Below are 16,926 nucleotides of genomic sequence, written 5' to 3' on the forward strand. Positions count from 1 at the left end.
TGTTTTCGATGAACCTAATGTTAACGCTCGATTATTAAGACAATGTAAACACAATTGTTAATTTGTAAGAACTCGGCTTCTTTTCAGCCGAACTGTGAAGACAGACCCCACTTCTAGCTCGCTATCGAGCTCAACACTACCCCCGAAAGAACTAGCCAAGTGCTTAACAATCGAAAGCCCTAACCCTGTCCCCCCCATTTCGCGGGAGCGTGCTTTATCGACGCGAAAGAACCGCTCGAAGATGCGATCCTGGGCATCCTGCGGAATGCCAATCCCATGATCTTCGACCGAGAACGCGACCAAATCCCCTTCGGTTTTCCAACGGACGATCACATCGCCTGGCTTGCCAGAGTACTTCACCGCGTTATCGACCAGATTGCCAACGATCGTTCGTAGGCCTTCCTCATCGGCTCGAACATAGACTTCGTCATCTTCCGCCGATTCCACCACCAACCGGATCTTCTTGGCGGCGGCCTTATCACGTAGCGAGTCAACGCTCCACTGGGCGATGTCAGCCAGATTGACGTCGGTGATATCGAACACTTCCTGGCCTGCTTCCACGCGGGCCAGTTGCAGCATGTCCATAATCAGATCGTGCAGGCGATCGCTTTGATCGGTGATCTGCCCGAGGAAGTAATCACGATTTTCGGCGTCGTTGACGGCCCCCATTGCCAAGGTCTCGGCGTAGGCACGAATCGCCGCCAAGGGAGTCTTCAGTTCGTGCGAGACATTTGCGACGAACTCGCGGCGGAGATTCTCGAGGCGGCGAAGCTCGGTCATGTCGTGCAGCACCAACACCACGCCAGGGCAAGGATCACCCGGCAAGCAGTTGGCATGAATGTTCAGCACTCGGCGAAACGGCGACGTGACCTCGAACTCCGTCGAGCAAGGCTCGCCAGTTGTCAGGGCTTGCTGCACCGATTGATCAAGCGCTCGGATCCGGGTGATTTCGATCAAAGGTCGACCTTCGATCTTCTCCACTCGAATCCCCAAGAGGCGGCGGACCGCTTGATTTGCCAGCAAGACGACACGATCGGCACTGACCGCCAAGACCCCTTCGACCATGCTGCCAAGCACGGTTTCGATTCGGTTGGCCTGGTCTCGCAAGGCTTTTTCCCGATCGGAAACCGCGATCGCCATTGCCTGGAAACGACGAACGAGTTGGCCTAGTTCATCCTTCGACGAGTTCCACAAATGCTTGCGGTCGCCACTCTCGGCCAGCGTGTCGCAGGCGTCGATCAGCTCGACGACCGGATCGACCGTTCTCGTTTCAACCGCGCGGGTCAGAAACAGCCCGACCACGATCGCTCCGAAGGCGATGATGCCCAGCACCACAGCAACGGTACCGGTCGAACTGGCAAGTTGATCTTTTGGCAAGCCGGCACGAACGAAAGCGACGGTCTGCCCTTCGTGGACAACCCTTTGAGCCACCATCAACATGGTGACATCTTTATCGATCAGAAGGCGCTCGGCGTACCCAAAGGTACGGGTGTCGGCATCGCGGAACTCGCTGAGTTCCCGCTGATTTTCCATTCGCCGTGGAGGATACAGCGAATCGGCCAGCACTCGGCCGCCGTCGCTGATGACAGTAATGTAGACACCCGTTTCTGCCGCATAGCGTCGGACGCTGCTTTGCAGCTGCTCGTCATCCTGGATGGGCGGATCTTCCTCGGTCAAAACGCCTGCCTTGACCATCTCGACAACCGTTTCCAAGTTGTGGATGCGTTCGCGGCGGACTGCGCGTTGCTGTTCGACGCTCGCGGCCCACGTCATTGCGAGTAACGTGATGAAGCTCAGCGAGACGACCAGCAGCAGAATGTATGTTCCGATTCGTGAACGGACCATTGCGACTTGAAACCAATCTTCCGTGTCAAAAAAGTTGCCATCTTGTATGATAAGCCGCGCACGCCGACTGCCCAGCGCGGGAAGGGACACGTTTTGGTTAAGTTCCGTTCATAATTCCGGCAAACCGCACGAAAAAGGGCGGCACCCAAGTGGGCCCGCCCTTTCGTTTATCGCTAGGCTTTGTTGAAAAACAAGCCTTAGATGGTGATGGTTTCGCCTGGCATCGGAACGACGTAAGGCGATTGTTCCAGCTGCTTCTTGACTGCTTCTGGATTTGGCTTCACTGGGGCTTCATCGTCCATGCTGTTCAGCTTGTCGAAGTCAGCCAGAGCAATTTCGGAGTTCAAAGCGTCTTCGTAACGAAGAACCTTGCCACCCTTGCCGCTGTGACCACCCGAGTAGGTCGCCATACGACCGAAGATTGCGGTCATGGTGCTGTGAGCACCGTTATCGCCTTCGTTCGGACGTTCGCCATTTCGCAGCGCTGCGAACAGGTCGTGATGTTCTTCCTGGTGACCGCCACGACCACCCTGGCCGTAGCTCCAAGCCAGGTTGCCCTTGGCGTCGTAAATCTTACCGCCACTGATGTCGGCGTAACCCTTCGAGCCGTGCGCATGTTCCGAGACGCTGTTCCAGCAACCTGGGATATGACGGCAAGCGCTGAGCATCTTCACGCCGTTGGCGTAGGTGTATTCGATCATGTGGTGATCGTAGATTTCACCATGATCGGCACCCTTACGAACCTGACGACCACCCTGACCTTCGGCGGTTTCTGGTGGACCATCCATCAGCCAGTTGATCACGTCCAGGTTGTGGATGTGCTGCTCGACGATATGATCGCCACACAGCCAGTTGAAGTAATACCAGTTACGCATTTGGTATTCGAGTTCCGTCTGCGAGGCAGAACGGTTACGAGTCCAAACGCCGCCCGAGTTCCAGTAGGCTCGGCAGAAGATGATGTCGCCGATCGCGCCATCCTTCAGACGATTGATCGTTTCGATGTAAGCCTTTTCGTGGTGACGCTGCAGACCGACAGCCACGGCCAAGTTCTTTTCCTTGGCCTTCTTGTTGGCTTCCAGCACGCGGCGGATACCAGGCGAGTCGGTCGCGACTGGCTTTTCCATGAAGATGTGCTTGCCAGCGTCGACGGCGGTTTCGAAGTGCAGTGGACGGAAACCAGGCGAAGTGGCCAGGATCACCAGATCGCAATCCGATTCGATCACCTTCTTGTAGGCGTCGAAACCAACAAACTGACGATCGGCTGGCACGTCAACTTGCTTGGCGTGACGGCTCGAAAGCGAACGGAGGCTCTGCGACAGGCGATCTTCAAAAACGTCGCCCATGGCAACCAGCTTGGTGTCGCCCTTGGTGTTCATCGCTTGATCGGCGGCACCCGTACCACGACCACCGCAACCAACGAGACCGATCTTGATCTGATCGCTACCAAAAGCGTGGGCACTTTGAGCGATCGTCAGCGAACCGGCGATCGCACCGCCGGCTACCAGCATCGACGAACCGGTCTTAATGAAATCGCGGCGCGATGGCTGCGTCGCGTCAGATTGCTGCTTGGAATCTTTCTTAGCCATAGATGGAGAATCTCCGTACTGCGTGAAAGTATTAGATAGGGGCGAGGTGGGAAAAATTAGACGTGCGTCCTACCTTGAGGGTAAGCTTAAAGCATACCGGATTCTCAAGTCGAATTCAATTATTTCCAGGTAAGATAAGGGCTTGCGCAATATTCTGCACAAGCTTGAAGGCCGAAAATCGGGAGCGAAGATGCCGTCACCATTCTCAAATTACTGCTTCGTCTGGGGGGCCATTTTGGCCTATCTCGGCATGGCAGGAACCACCTCGATCGCTGCCGAGTCTTCCCTTCTCTCGGTCTCCCAACCGCACATGGGAACAATCGTCCGCATAGTCGCCGACTACGACGATGTCGAGAAGTTCCAAAAAGCCACCAATGAGGCTTTCCAACGGATACGCGAGATCGAACAGATTTGTAGCGATTATCGGAGTGACTCCGAGGTCCTTCAATTGTCAGCAAAATCTCCGACAACCACTCCCCAGCGGGTGAGTGATGATCTGTGGAACGTCCTCGTCGAAGCCCAATCGGTCAACCAACAATCGCACGGCGCGTTCGACGTCACGCTGGGTCCACTCACCAAAGAGTGGCGTCGGTTTCGACGTCGCAGTGAATTCGATGCCGAGCGGATCGAAGCGGCCCGGCCGGCGGTTGGTGCGAAGCATCTGACGCTGGACGAAAAGCAGCAAAGCGTTTCGCTTGGGGTGGCCAACATGCGGATCGACCTGGGCGGCATCGCCAAGGGTTATGCGATCGACGCCGCCTTGAACACGCTGACCAGGAATGGCATTACCCGCGCGCTCGTTGATGCTGGCGGTGATATCGCTGCGAGCGATGCCCCGCGCGGCGAACTTGGCTGGAAGGTCGGCATCTCGGGCCTCAACCCCAAAGATCCTCCGATTCTTGTTTCCCATCTGGCAAACGGCGCCGTGGCAACCTCAGGCGATGCCTATCAGTTTCTGGAACACAACGGCAAGCGTTATTCCCACATTCTCGATCCTCGTACCGGGTATGGAGTCGAGCATCGCGCGACCGTGACGGTCTTCGCGACCAATGCCACGCTCGCCGATGCTTGGGCGTCGGCCCTGACCGTGCTGGGGCCAGATCAGGCCGGCGAAGCTTTGCAGAAGCAGCCCGCGGTCGCGACCTGGATGGAGGTGCTGGTCGACGAGAAACCGGTTTCGTGGACCAGCCCAAACTTAGGTGCCTGGCTGAAAGCCCACATGGCTGAAGCCGAGTAGAAGTCTACTTTCGCAGGGAATCGAATACTTCGTCTTCCAAAGCCATGTTCCAGAAGGCGAGCGTGCGATTGTCGATGCACTGAGCATCCAGGGCCGATGCAGCGACTGCCTGAAAGAAGGCACTCGCCAACTGATCGAACCCAAACAAACGCAAACTACGGATCACACGGGTCACACGCAGGTGGTTGTGGTTTAGCTGCGTATGCCAATTCTTGCGATTCGCCGCCAACAGTGGCTCGGCAACAAACTGACCCTCTTCGTTCAGCTCGAAACCCATAAAGCGAGCGAAACGAACGATCATCTCGCGCATCAAGAGTTGGGCATCGATGTTCTCACGCAGCACGTGGGCTGAGTCTTTTTCGATCAGCGGTGCCCCAGGATTCACCATCGATGTTTCGTGAAGCGGAAACATCCACTGAATAATATCGTGATGCATTTCGAGTTCGTGATCGCTCATGGCAATCATGTCCCGAGCCGTCCGACCGCTGGCGTCAGACCCGCCGTGACAATAAAACTCGATAACTCGTGAGGTCATCTCAACCTCCCCACTACCAACGACAAGTCGAACTCGAGTCGACGCAATGGCCGACTCGAGTGGTCCTGCTTCACTTCTCTCTGCGTCGCAAGCGACTTAGTCGAGACTCTCTAAAGATGAGAGGATATCGTTCGTCGCTTCGCGAGGCTTTCGTTCCGGTTTGGTCACATTCACTTCCGAGGCGAACACCCAGTGAACGTGATCTTGAGCTTCGTACACGCGGCCTTTCGCTGTTACATGATCGCCGACAGCGGCGTAGGCCAGGCTATTGACCATCAGGTGGGCGATTGTATCGTCGTTGATCAAAAACGCGAGTCGATGCAGTTTGCCAACCGGCGTCTTTAACGTCAATTGATCTCCGCGGAGTCGAGCCACGGCCGCAACGATCGATTGGCGATGCTCCGGCTCGATGGCTTCAGGCTCGAAACCAGGCGAAACGCTCACGACGTCCAGTTCGGTCAGCACATCTTTGCCATGTCCAACTTGATCGACTGACGACACCATGCGAACCACCATCCCCGGCTGCAAGCTTCGGGCAAGGACATCCCCATGAACGTCGACAGCGGAAACTCCAGCAGGATGGGTGGCAATCGTCCGGATGGTTCCGTTCGTCTGGCGAACCCACAGCATGCCGCTGCCGACACGCACGACCTCACCTTCAACCGCAATCTCAGGCAGGCGATTCACATCGACCTTATTCTTTTCTACGGGAACCGTGATCCTTTTGTTGGTTCCGCCGCAAGATCCCATTTTCCATAGGTTTTCGTAACGAGCTTCAACCAGTTGCGACTTATAGAACGTCGGCCAGTTGAGCGATCCGTCAGCTTTGATCGGGGGCTCTTCCTTTTCCGCTGGGGCGTACGGATCGTAAGCAGCAAACTGAGCATACAAGGTGGGGCAAGAACTGGCGAAGACGATCGCCCCCCACACCGCCATGAGGGTGAATCTACACATAGGGCACCGATAGATTTTCTCGGAAGGAAACGGGGAGGGAGGTGGGGGTTAGAAGCTCCCGTTTCCCCTAGCATACGCAGACAATCCGTCCGGAGGAAATAGCCTGCGTCGTAGAATTCGGGGAACATCGTTCCTAATTCGTGACCTGGGAGGCAGTTACGAATGCATCTCGCCTGCGGTTATTGGCTAAAATAGCTTCCCATGGAAAGGACGTCCCGCTTGCGGCATTTACGGATCATCTTTGGCGATCAGCTCGATCGAAACTCGGCCATCTTCGACGGATACGATCCCCAACAGGATCAGCTTTGGATGTCCGAAGTCGAGGAAGAGATTTCGTACGTTCCCAGCCACAAGCAGCGGATCGTCCTCTTCCTTTCTGCCATGAGACACTTCCGGGCAGAACTGGAAGAGGCGGGTAAACCGGTTCGCTACCATCCGCTTCAAGCCGACCGACGACACGATTCCGGCAAGTCGTTTCGCGATCTTATCTCGCAAACGATTCGAGAAGATCGCCCCGAGACCATCCGCGTAGTGTTGCCTGGCGACTTTCGCGTGAAGAAGGTATTGGAAGAGATCGCCGCGGAACATGAAATCCCGCTCGAGATCCTGCCCGACCTGCACTTCTATTGCACGGTCAACGAATTCCATAAGTTCGCCAAAGGTCGTAAGACCCTGCTGATGGAAACGTTCTATCGGCAGATGCGAAAGAAGCACGACCTGTTGATGCGCGATGGGAAGCCTTTCGGTGGCAGTTGGAACTACGATCACGACAATCGCGAATCGTTCCCGAAGCATGGCCCCGGTAAAATCGGCCATCCAACTTCGTTTCAGCACGACGAGATCACGCAAGAGGTGGTTGCCCTGGTCGAGGCTCGTTACCCAGACCATCCCGGCAGCCTCGATTCCTTCGCCTTGCCGGTGACGCCTGGTCAGGCGAGTCGCATGCTCTCGGACTTCGTTCGCTGGCACCTGCCTGACTTTGGTCGCTTTGAAGACGCGATGTGGACCGACGAGCCGTTCTTAAATCACTCGCGTCTGTCGACCTGCATGAACCTGAAGCTGCTCGATCCGCGCGACTGCGTGGCCGCGGCGGTCAAAGCATACCAAGACGGTTCGGCACCGTTGGCCAGTGTCGAGGGCTTCGTGCGGCAGATCGTCGGCTGGCGCGAGTTTATTCGCGGCGTCTATTGGACGCGGATGCCAGATTACGCCGAGCTGAATTACTTCGAGCACGACCAACCGATCCCGTCGTTCTTCTGGTCAGGCCAGACCGAGATGCGGTGCGTGGGTCAGTCGATGAAGCACGTGCTGGAACATGGCTACGTGCATCATATTCATCGCTTGATGGTGCTGGGCAACCTGGCGATGACGTACGGCATGCATCCGTACGAGTTCCACCGGTGGCACATGGCGATGTATTTAGACGCAGTCGACTGGGTTTCGCTTCCCAACACGCTGGGCATGAGCCAGCATGGCGACGGCGGTGTGGTGGGTACGAAACCGTACTGCTCGACCGGAAACTACATCGACAAAATGAGTAACTTTTGCCATGGCTGCAAATACCATCCGAAGAAAGCGATGGGCGACGAAGCGTGCCCGATCACAACGTTTTATTGGGACTTCCTCGATCGTCATTACGACCGACTGCAAAACAATCAACGCATGAAGCTGCAGTTGAAACATATCGAACGAAAACGAGACAACGGCGAGATCGAAGCGATTCGCCAGCATGCCGATCATCTTCGCAAGGTCTGGCAATCGTAACGATCCCAGCCCTTTCACCTTCAAGCCGCCTGGTGTGACTTCTTTCGATCCGATCTGGCCGGAAAAAGAAGCCGGGAAACGAACCACAACGAGCGACTCGTTCCCCGGCCCATCCCCTTAGACGGACCGACCGAGGCTTGTATCCTCGGTGTGGGTATATGGTTGGCTTACAACGAGAAGTATGCCCATGGCATTTCGTCGGTTCGCTTAGGTGGCTTTCCGACCAGAACCAATCTGCACGCTGGCAGTTGGATTCCGCTTCTCGCAAGTCATGCGATACAAAAATTAAGGAGTAGGACCTGGAACAATTCCGGGCCTGAATGCATGATGGGTGGGCAGAATTCGTTGGCGAAAAGAATGTGGGGCCCTTATCGTCAACAGGGATCCATTATTCATTGACTAGAATCGTTTGTCTTGCATCATTTCCACCAGCGCAATGCCGAATAAATACAAATCTGAGTGGGAACGACGCCTCGAAGATCTTTTCTCCCAGGCACCCACCCTAGAGATCTTCGAGGAACTGTTTGCGCGCCTGGACGAGGTCAACTTGTGCATCAAAGATCTCGAAGGGCGCTACCTTAGCGTGAACAGCGCATTCCTGCGCAGCGTTCCGCGACTGAAACGCGAAGACGTGATCGGCAAGACGGCGTTCGACATCTATCCCAAGGCTCTCGCGATCGGCTTTCAGCAGCAAGATCAGCAGTTGCTTTCGCGTGGCCAGAATCTGCACGATCAGTTGGAAATGATCACCAATCCCGATAGTTCCCTTGGTTGGTACATCACCAGTAAGGTTCTGGCACGCAACATTCAGGGGGAAGTGATCGCGATCATCGGCATGTCGCGCGACTTGCATACGCCAACGGCAAAAGGAGATCGCTACAACAAGTTGGCGGTCGCTTTGAAACGGATGCAGACCGAATACGCGAGCCCGCTGCGGATCCAGCAATTGGCCGACGATTCAGGGCTGTCGGTCAGCCAGTTCGAGCGTCTGATGCGCAGCATGATTCAGATCACCCCTTCGCAATACTTGATCCGTCAGCGGGTCGAAGCGGCGGCAGTGCAACTGCGCGATTCCGACAAAACAGTCGCCGAAGTCGCGCTCGATTGCGGCTTCAGCGATCAGCCTTCGTTCTGCAAACAATTTAAACGGATCACTGGCCTCTCGCCTTTGAAGTATCGTAAGATGACCCGCGAAGAGAGCTAACCGCTCCCCTGCCCTTCCGCATCTTGTCGAAACGATGGTATGTCTTCTGCCTTCCCCTACCTGATAGGTCGCATCGGCCTGACCGACCGCTGGTCTATTCAATTGTCGCACGTTCATAAACAGCGAATGGAAGATGGGGCGATGGTCCTGTGGCGACCTCGCTTCACCATCTGGCTCAATGCGTGGACCAACGATCAGCAACAGTCGGTCGAAGCGCGAAAGCAGCACTTTGCGAAGTCTGCCGATCCGAATAAATACGACGAACGCGAGCAGCAGACCGACGACGGGCGATTGATCTATTCGTATCGGCTGCGTGAAGAAGCGAACGATGAACGCGTCGCAGCACTGTACGGGTTTGTCTTCTCGGACTCAGGCCATGTGCAGCTCTCGCTCGACTTCGATGAAGAGTCAGATGCCGAGATCGCCTACGCGACATTAAACAGCGTCAACCACGAACCTCCGGCGCTGGCAGACTGTCAGATCTATTCGCAGTTTTGCTATGCGTCGAACATGGTAACGATCGATCGAATCCCGGTCGATTACATGGTTCGCGAAGCAACGGAGCGGCCAAGAGATAGTGGCTGGCAGTTCTTCTCCGGCCGTGAAACACAGGAATACGTCGACGACGCGAACAACATCCAACTGGTTCCGGTCGCATTCGTCGCAGCCATTTCGCCGGAGATCATTCCGCACCTTAGCGCGGAGCCAGGCACCCAATGGGAACGCCGAGACGACAGTTTCGTCCCGGCGTAGTGGTTCGCGAAGAAGTCGGTCTAACGAGTCAACTTGAGCGACATTGCCGCGGTCGGTCCATCGTTGACCGTGACCTTCAGATCGGAAGTGTTCGGGCTGGCGTACTTCTTAGGGAGCAGATCTTTCGGCGGACCGAGTTTGCGGAAGGCGGCCTGGGCTTCTTGCGGCGTGCCTCCTTCTTCTACCTTGCGGACTTCCAGTTTCCGAATGGTCACCGAGTAGTCCCCGGGCATCGCCCCTTCTGGCTGAACGCCCGGCGAGACGTAGGTCATCACCGAGAACTTTCCCTCGGCATCGGTAATGCCGCTCGCCGATCGGCCCGCCTCGCTACTGGGAACCAGTGTTACGGTTGCTCCCTCGACAACCTCGCCATCCATGGTGACTTCCCCGGTCACTGGATAGGTCGCCAGCCCAGATCCTCTGGAACATCCCAACAGCGTGGCGAACCCAATTCCGCACACCACCATCGCTTGCGCCAATTGCATTGAATCTTCTCCCCTGAGAATTCGTTGTCCTGCGATTCACCCCGCCCCCTGCCGGCAGTGGCCGAGGTTTCTGTTTCCTGCCAACGCCCGACGATCAATAGTCACCGATCACGCCACCGTCCGACTTGTCACCCAGCCGGGCATAGGTCAGCCGATCGATCGTTTCTGGTAGAAACTGCACCGAGCCGTCCCCCATCACAAACTGGCAACCGCCTGGGTGCAGCGACTTGAAACCGAACGTCGCACTCCAGTTGTTGCTGGCGTTCGAGAAGCAGGTATTCGATCCGTAACCGGCGTCGCCAGGGCATGTCGGGAAGTTGATCGGAGCGGTCGTCGCATACCACAGCGTTTCTGGCCAGGCCCAGCCCCAAGGCGCGAAGGTCTGACAGGTCGTGCGAATTTCACCCATCATGATCGTGTTGGTCGTTCCATCCCGCAGATCCGCGATCCTTGCCGAGTACGGCGTGAAATAGCCGCGACCAAACGGACCTGAGACAGGCTGATTCCCGTAGTCCGAACGCACGTTGCCTCGATTAAACGGATCTTCGCCGTCGTTGTCGTTATCGAGTCCCAATCCGGAAGGAAACGCTCCGGCCGTTGCCAACATGTCGCATCCCGCCGCCGACTGCATGTACTGCGAACCAATGCTCGGGGCATAACTGCAACGAGCCGTGTTCGTCGTGGGATTGAGCGCGGTCACATCACCGTCGCTGGGGCACTGATAGGCCGAGATCTGATAATCGCCTACTCGCTTTCCATTGACGTTGTACAACGTCAGGTTCGAGTTCGTCATGTCGATGCCGTCGTAGAGCGACGTCTGCTCGATGAAAGGCAACATGCCAATCAGCACGCACATGTTGTTGCCGCCGGTACCAGAGCCGTTGTACCAATTGATCGGGAACCGCTGCAGCACGTCGTGATAGTTGTGCAGACCAATCCCCAATTGCTTCAGATTGTTCTGGCAACTCATTCGTCGAGCCGCCTCGCGTGCTTGCTGAACGGCTGGCAAAAGCAGCGCGATCAAGACACCGATAATGGCAATCACGACCAACAATTCGACAAGCGTAAAAGCGCGATCTTTGCGCATTCGTGTGGCACGCATGATACAGGTCCTATGCATCGAATGAGATGAGGATCGAAAAGGGACGAATCGTGTCGACAGACTACCAACACCCGATTTGCAATGCCACAATATTTTTCCACTTTTTGCAATTTCTGCACAACAAACGCCCATTTTGAGAGTCATAAGAACGATTCAATCACGAGACCTTGCCTCGATTGCTCAGCTTTCTATCAGTGACACCTGATCTCACAAAAACCTTGTGATTCGCAACATTTCACGTCTAATTTGAGAACGACAAATACGAGTCCAGACGTGCCATATTTACGAATAGCGCTCCCGTGCCGCCAACTTTCGCCCGAGATGCAATCCTTCTACGCAGGCTCTGCCGGTCAGAACATCACCCTGAATTGCCTGAACAAATAGGGACAGGCGAAGGCTATGCCCGTTTTAGGAATAGGGACCTACCGTAATGAATCCGCAATGATCTCTATAGCAGTGATAGAAGACACTACTTGATATTCTCGACGCGTTTAAACGGTGCGGGCTTCCTTCAGAAGGAAAGCCCGTTCGCAAAGAATTGCCAGCTTGAATCACCGCAGATTCTACTCCGCGGGAGCTTCTTCCGTCGCTTCGTTGGACGGAGCCAGCAGCGGGCGGATTGCTTCCAGCGGCAGCTCGATTTGCTTCAGGTGTCCCTGGCGATCGATTAGCAGAACGGAAGGATCCGCGAACGAAGTGATCAGATCTTTGAATTGCATGCTGGTCTCGAACTTTTGGCCGTTGACCTCGTAGACGCGATCGAGCGGACGAAGCCCAGCCATCGCCGCAACCGAACCAGGCGTCACGCTGGTCAGCATCACCGAACCAGGCTCTGCCGGATCGTCGGTCCACGCAATGCCGATCGGCGCTGGGTTCAAGTTCAATTGAACCGGCAGTTTCAACGGCGCCTCTTCCCCGTCCCGTTCGACTTCAATTTCGACTTCCACCGGAGCGGCTTGAACCTGAGCCAGAAAGCGATCGACCGCCGAGAATGGAAGCCCTGCGAATTGAATCAACTTGTCGCCAGCCTTAATGCCTGCCTTGTCGGCCGGACTGCCGGTGGTGACGCCAGAGATCTCAAGCGAAGTCGCATCCTCTGGCCGGTCTGCATTCCAACGGATCCCCAGTCGTGAACGATTGACCGACCGTGGGACTTCGAATCGTTGACGTTCCGATTCCGATTCCAAACGACAGCGGGTGCGGAACGCGGGATAGAAGTCGCGATTCGCCGCGTCCCAAGCAGTTTGAGCCGTCAGCCGCGCGACCGATTCAATGCCGGCGTGATTGATCAGGTGAGCATCGTCCTGCGGACGATGGTATTCGTCATGCAAGCCGGTATGAAACATAAGCGTGGGGATCGACCGCGAGAAGAACGTATAGTGATCGCTGTTGTCGGTCATCTCCCAGCGGAAGTCGAGTTTCAGGTCGCTTTTCGCGTTGGCCCGAGCAATCACCTGACGCAGCCCTGGCAAGGTACGCGTGCCGTAGACCTCGACTCCCTGGGGACGCAGACGCCCCACCATGTCGAGATTGATATACATGCGAACCCGATTCCAGGCCACCGTCGGATGCTCGACCCAATACTTCGATCCGAGCAGGCCCTTCTCTTCGCCGTCCCACAGGACAAACAAGATCGAGCGTCGCGGCTTCACTTTCATTTCCGAGAGTGCCTGAACGACTTCCAGCAATGCGGAAGTTCCGCTGGCATTGTCATCGGCCCCATTATGCACGTAACCGAACGGCCCAAAACTGTTGGCCCGATTTCCGTAGCCAACGTGGTCGTAATGAGCCCCGACCACGATCAGGTCCCCTTTTTCGGCCCCTTCTTCCCCAGGCAAGATTCCCAGGATGTTGCGCGAGCCACCATGGAACAGTTGGAAATAGGTTCCGCCGTCGCCAGCCGGCTTCAGGCCGTACTTGGCGAACAGCTCTTGCAGGTAATTGCCGGCGGCGCGACCACCCCGGCTGCCTGCCTCGCGTCCCTCGAAGCTATCGTCGGCCAGGACGTCAACGTGCCGTTTGATGTCTTCCTTCTGGATCGTATCGATGGCAGCCGAGAGCGAAAGCTCGCCAGCAGAAGCACTTTCGCCGAAGGCGAACCCAACGCAAGCGACAACTGTCCAGACACGTAACATTGAGGTGATCCCGATCGCAAAAACTAACAATGCCCCTGCCAGTTCACCCTAAAACAGAGTGGAAAGGTATGGAAGGTGACGATTATCGCGAATAAAGCCAGGTCCGCTACCCTCGCCGGGGAGCGTTATTCAGCGTAACCATAGGCCATAATGGGAAAAAGCGAAGGAGGTCCCGTTGAGGCCCAGCCAAAAACCGTGTAGACTTTCGCTTTCCTCAGGAGAGATGGCAGAGTGGTCGAATGCGCCGGTTTGCTAAACCGGTGAACGGGTCAAACCGTTCCACGGGTTCGAATCCCGTTCTCTCCGCTTCCGTGAAAAGCCGTCAACGTAAGTCGTTGTCGGCTTTTGTTTTGCGCTGGCTGTAAGTTTCCGGTCCCCGTTGCCATCGGCCTTGGACGGCGGGGCAACTGCTTACGGGCGTTGTTGTTCCAGGCGTCTTAGAATGGCGTCCAGGGTCGCCTCCATGCGGCGGGTTCTGGCTTCCAATTCGTCGAGCCGCTGCTCGGTACTTTTGGCCTGGGGGATCCCCGGGTTGTTCATGGCTGCCTCACGCTGTTTTTGGCGGGCTTCTTCCATTCGCGCTCGTTGCTGAGCCTGGGCTTCCTCATTCTTTTTCAGCGCCAAGTCAATCTCTTTCCGTGGGCCGACGACGACGACGCTAAACTGAACAGTATCTTCCTGCCCTTCTGAGTCTTGCAGGGCGGCCAAGATCGGGATTTGCGCTACAAACTTGTCGTCAGGCAATTCCTTACCGGTTAACTCCTCGTACTTCTGCGCGTTGTTCGACCGCGTTGCGAACGATGCCTCTTGGCGCGAGCCAGGCAGTATCGGACCACTGCTCGTGATCCTTTTCGTCATATCGTCCCACAATCTCTGGACTTCGACCGTCAACTTCCCGCTCTTCGGGTCGAGCGTCAGTCCAGGAGACTCAGCCAACAGGCTGAAGGTCACCCCTTCTCGCAGCCCGGCCGTCCGAAGAGGAATGACTGCCGACGGGCTGAGAGCAATTTCCGTGACTTGATCTTGAGAGAAGTGAACAGGCACCGGCATCGCTTCGGCAACATCGGTGGGAATCGTCGCGACAAGGAGCTCCGTATTATTCAGAAACAGCACCGTCTGTTCGTGAACCAGCAAGCGATTAGCCCCATTGAAGAACGTGCCACGCGAATTGCCGTTTGAAGAAACATCGATCACCGCAGAATGCTTGACTAGTCCTTCGACCAAATCGCACAACTCCATTGTCGTATTCACGATGCGTCCCTGCTGCGAAGATGCCACGAGCACCCCCATCGGCCATCGCTCAGAGATCACGCCGATGCGGCCGCCTGGCCAGGAAGTAATCTGGCGTCCCTTGGAATTGCTAAGACTACTTCCCTGCAACCGGCGTCCCCAGCGAACTGGCGATTGATTGCGATCAGGAAGTCGATAGAAGCCGGTCGCTTCGTTCCGAACGAGCGTCGGCAGGCCATCTGTCGGCGTGATTCGCAGCGTTTCGCCGGTCTGACGGTCGAAAACTCGCGAACCAATTTGTATGACATTCTCACCGATCAAAGCAAAGTTTTGCGGCGAGTTGAGTGGAACGGGTTGCATCTTCTGTGTGTCAAAAGCCTGCAGCTTGCTCCCCTCCGCGACGACAACATTCGGAGCGAACTTCACCAACTGCTTCGGAGCCGACTGCAAGAACTGGCGTTCGCTGCCTGCCAACTGGTGATCGAGCCGATAAAACAACGTACCGGAATTAGGAGCAAGGTAGACGTAGTTCTCGTCGATCGTGGCGCAGCGGACTCCTTGCGGCAACGACTTCCGGGCGATGATCTCGAGCGTTTTCAGATTGACGACGGCAACATCATCCGGACCGGGCTGTGCTGGGTGTCTCGAATCCTTCCCAGCTACGGGCCCCCATACAACCAGAAACTGGCCATTTTCCGAGATCTCCATGGCCCGGGCCTGAAACTCGAGGTCGACCTTCGGCAGGGTGACATGAACCGTCATATCGGCCGAGTCCAAAACCTTTTCATCATTCGTTGAGACCACTTCCAATCGGAAATTGAAGAATCCCACGTCCTGGGCCCTCGGTGTCCAAGACAGCTTGCCGTCGATCAGCGTTGCCGTTTCTGGCCCTTCGGCGATCCTCAATTTTGCTGCTGGCTCTTGATCGGCATTCGTGACGGGCAAAGCGATTTCCAACGGTTTCATTACCGTCGTCGTAACCTCCGAGGGCGCCTGGACGACTTTTAATGGCGCAATATTTTCCGAGTAAGGTGCCAGATCGATCCATGTGCCGTGCGATTCAGTGCCAACGAACACCACGTTATGTTTCAAGTCGAACTGCACCGTGGGATCGATATTGGATCGTCTCGAATTTCGACTAGACCGGTTCCCAGCGTTGGCAGTTGCCGCAGGCAGGCTCACTGTGCCAATTGGCGATGCGTCGCTGAAACGCTCTAGCAAAAGTCCTCCTGAAGAAAACGCTGCCACCAAATCCAAGTGAGGATGAATAGCGACCGGCGTACCTCCGAAACTGCGAACCTTCTTGGTAATGTCCAACGTGTACAAGGCGTTGCCAAAGGTCCAATATCGGTTCATCGGACCGGCAACCATTTGCCCGAAACTGTCATGGTAGTCTCGTACCTGGGTGAAGGTCGCTTCTTCTTCATCAACCTTCATCAGGTCTGCACCGCTCGGTGAAGTCGCCCCTCGGGAGTCAGGGACAATCCACTTTCCGTCGCGACTCATTGCCACGTGCACGACATGCGACTGCCCCCAAGACTGCACCTTAACGCGATTGCGGACCCGGTTTTCCTGCAGATCGACCTGAAACACCTCGCCGTCCCACCATGCCGATCCAGTATTGCAGACGCAATAGACATAGTGATTATCGACCTGCGAACAGAAGAGAGCGTTCGGGCCTTTACCGCTGACGGCGGCCATGCCGGTCACTCGGTTGCTGCTCAGGTCGATCACATGCAGTGCCGGCGATTTGGTACAGGCGACGACAAGTTGATCTCCCTTGATAATCATCTCTGTCGGAGTTTCCCCGACTTTGAAGCGTTGCACTTCCTGGGCATTCGAGTCGAATTCGACGACTTCATTTCCTTCGCTTAGCGAAGCAAACACGCGGCCACTCGGTTCATGCACGACCCAATCACCGATCTCTTCCGTTAAGGTGACAGAGCGTGGTGGAGCGTCGGCGAACCCGGCCGATGGCCACAGCATGCTGCTGACCACAATCCCCAATACAATCCGAAAGTTATTCATCGAGTCATTATGCCAATGCACTATCATATTCCATTGATAACATATGGTATTGTTATTCGCCGCGATCA

The 16,926-nt window shown here is 55.9% G+C and carries 12 protein-coding genes and 1 tRNA gene; 5 read left to right on the forward strand and 8 right to left on the reverse strand.

Features of this window, described 5'->3' with window-relative positions; genetic code table 11:
- Nucleotides 1–57: 57 nt before the first annotated feature.
- Nucleotides 58–1,845, reverse strand: coding sequence for a sensor histidine kinase (locus ABD890_RS20000; protein ID WP_345093887.1), 1,788 nt, complete (start codon nucleotides 1,843–1,845; stop codon nucleotides 58–60).
- Between the two features lie 197 nt (nucleotides 1,846–2,042).
- Nucleotides 2,043–3,431, reverse strand: a complete 1,389-nt coding sequence (locus ABD890_RS20005) for a Gfo/Idh/MocA family protein (protein WP_345093889.1) — start codon at nucleotides 3,429–3,431, stop codon at nucleotides 2,043–2,045.
- Nucleotides 3,432–3,621: 190 nt separating this feature from the next.
- Between ABD890_RS20005 and ABD890_RS20010 the strand changes: the two genes are divergently transcribed.
- Nucleotides 3,622–4,668, forward strand: a complete 1,047-nt coding sequence (locus ABD890_RS20010) for an FAD:protein FMN transferase (protein WP_345093891.1) — start codon at nucleotides 3,622–3,624, stop codon at nucleotides 4,666–4,668.
- 4 nt (nucleotides 4,669–4,672) lie between these two features.
- Here ABD890_RS20010 and ABD890_RS20015 read toward each other — a convergent pair whose 3' ends face one another.
- A complete protein-coding gene (locus tag ABD890_RS20015) occupies nucleotides 4,673–5,203 on the reverse strand; it encodes an opioid growth factor receptor-related protein (RefSeq protein WP_345093893.1) in 531 nt (176 codons plus the stop codon).
- A gap of 96 nt (nucleotides 5,204–5,299) precedes the next feature.
- Nucleotides 5,300–6,139 (reverse strand): hypothetical protein, encoded by an 840-nt coding sequence (locus ABD890_RS20020; protein WP_345093895.1) that lies wholly within the window; start codon nucleotides 6,137–6,139, stop codon nucleotides 5,300–5,302.
- A 219-nt stretch (nucleotides 6,140–6,358) separates the two neighbouring features.
- On the opposite strand from ABD890_RS20020, the gene ABD890_RS20025 reads away from it, so the two are divergent.
- From ABD890_RS20025 to ABD890_RS20035, 3 genes are all read left to right on the forward strand, one after another.
- Nucleotides 6,359–7,921 (forward strand): cryptochrome/photolyase family protein, encoded by a 1,563-nt coding sequence (locus ABD890_RS20025; protein ID WP_345093897.1) that lies wholly within the window; start codon nucleotides 6,359–6,361, stop codon nucleotides 7,919–7,921.
- Between the two features lie 436 nt (nucleotides 7,922–8,357).
- Nucleotides 8,358–9,125 carry an AraC family transcriptional regulator gene (locus ABD890_RS20030; RefSeq protein ID WP_345093899.1) on the forward strand — a complete coding sequence of 256 codons (768 nt, stop codon included), beginning with the start codon at nucleotides 8,358–8,360 and terminating at the stop codon, nucleotides 9,123–9,125.
- Nucleotides 9,126–9,164: 39 nt separating this feature from the next.
- On the forward strand, nucleotides 9,165–9,878 hold the full coding sequence (locus tag ABD890_RS20035) for a DUF2185 domain-containing protein (protein WP_345093901.1): 714 nt from the start codon (nucleotides 9,165–9,167) through the stop codon (nucleotides 9,876–9,878).
- Between the two features lie 20 nt (nucleotides 9,879–9,898).
- Here the strand turns inward: ABD890_RS20035 and ABD890_RS20040 are convergent, their stop codons facing one another.
- From ABD890_RS20040 to ABD890_RS20050, 3 genes are all read right to left on the reverse strand, one after another.
- Complete coding sequence (locus ABD890_RS20040) at nucleotides 9,899–10,363, reverse strand: carboxypeptidase-like regulatory domain-containing protein (RefSeq protein WP_345093903.1); 465 nt, start codon at nucleotides 10,361–10,363, stop codon at nucleotides 9,899–9,901.
- Nucleotides 10,364–10,457: 94 nt separating this feature from the next.
- A complete protein-coding gene (locus ABD890_RS20045; protein WP_345093905.1) occupies nucleotides 10,458–11,465 on the reverse strand; it encodes a DUF1559 family PulG-like putative transporter in 1,008 nt (335 codons plus the stop codon).
- Nucleotides 11,466–12,028: 563 nt separating this feature from the next.
- A complete protein-coding gene (locus ABD890_RS20050; protein ID WP_345093906.1) occupies nucleotides 12,029–13,600 on the reverse strand; it encodes a M20/M25/M40 family metallo-hydrolase in 1,572 nt (523 codons plus the stop codon).
- A 217-nt stretch (nucleotides 13,601–13,817) separates the two neighbouring features.
- Between ABD890_RS20050 and ABD890_RS20055 the strand changes: the two genes are divergently transcribed.
- Nucleotides 13,818–13,906, forward strand: a tRNA-Ser gene (locus tag ABD890_RS20055).
- A 105-nt stretch (nucleotides 13,907–14,011) separates the two neighbouring features.
- Here ABD890_RS20055 and ABD890_RS20060 read toward each other — a convergent pair.
- A complete protein-coding gene (locus ABD890_RS20060; RefSeq protein WP_345093908.1) occupies nucleotides 14,012–16,879 on the reverse strand; it encodes a YncE family protein in 2,868 nt (955 codons plus the stop codon).
- Between the last annotated feature and the right edge of the window lie 47 nt (nucleotides 16,880–16,926).

This window comes from Bremerella cremea, from assembly GCF_039541315.1.
In the GTDB taxonomy this organism is placed as follows: domain Bacteria; phylum Planctomycetota; class Planctomycetia; order Pirellulales; family Pirellulaceae; genus Bremerella; species Bremerella cremea.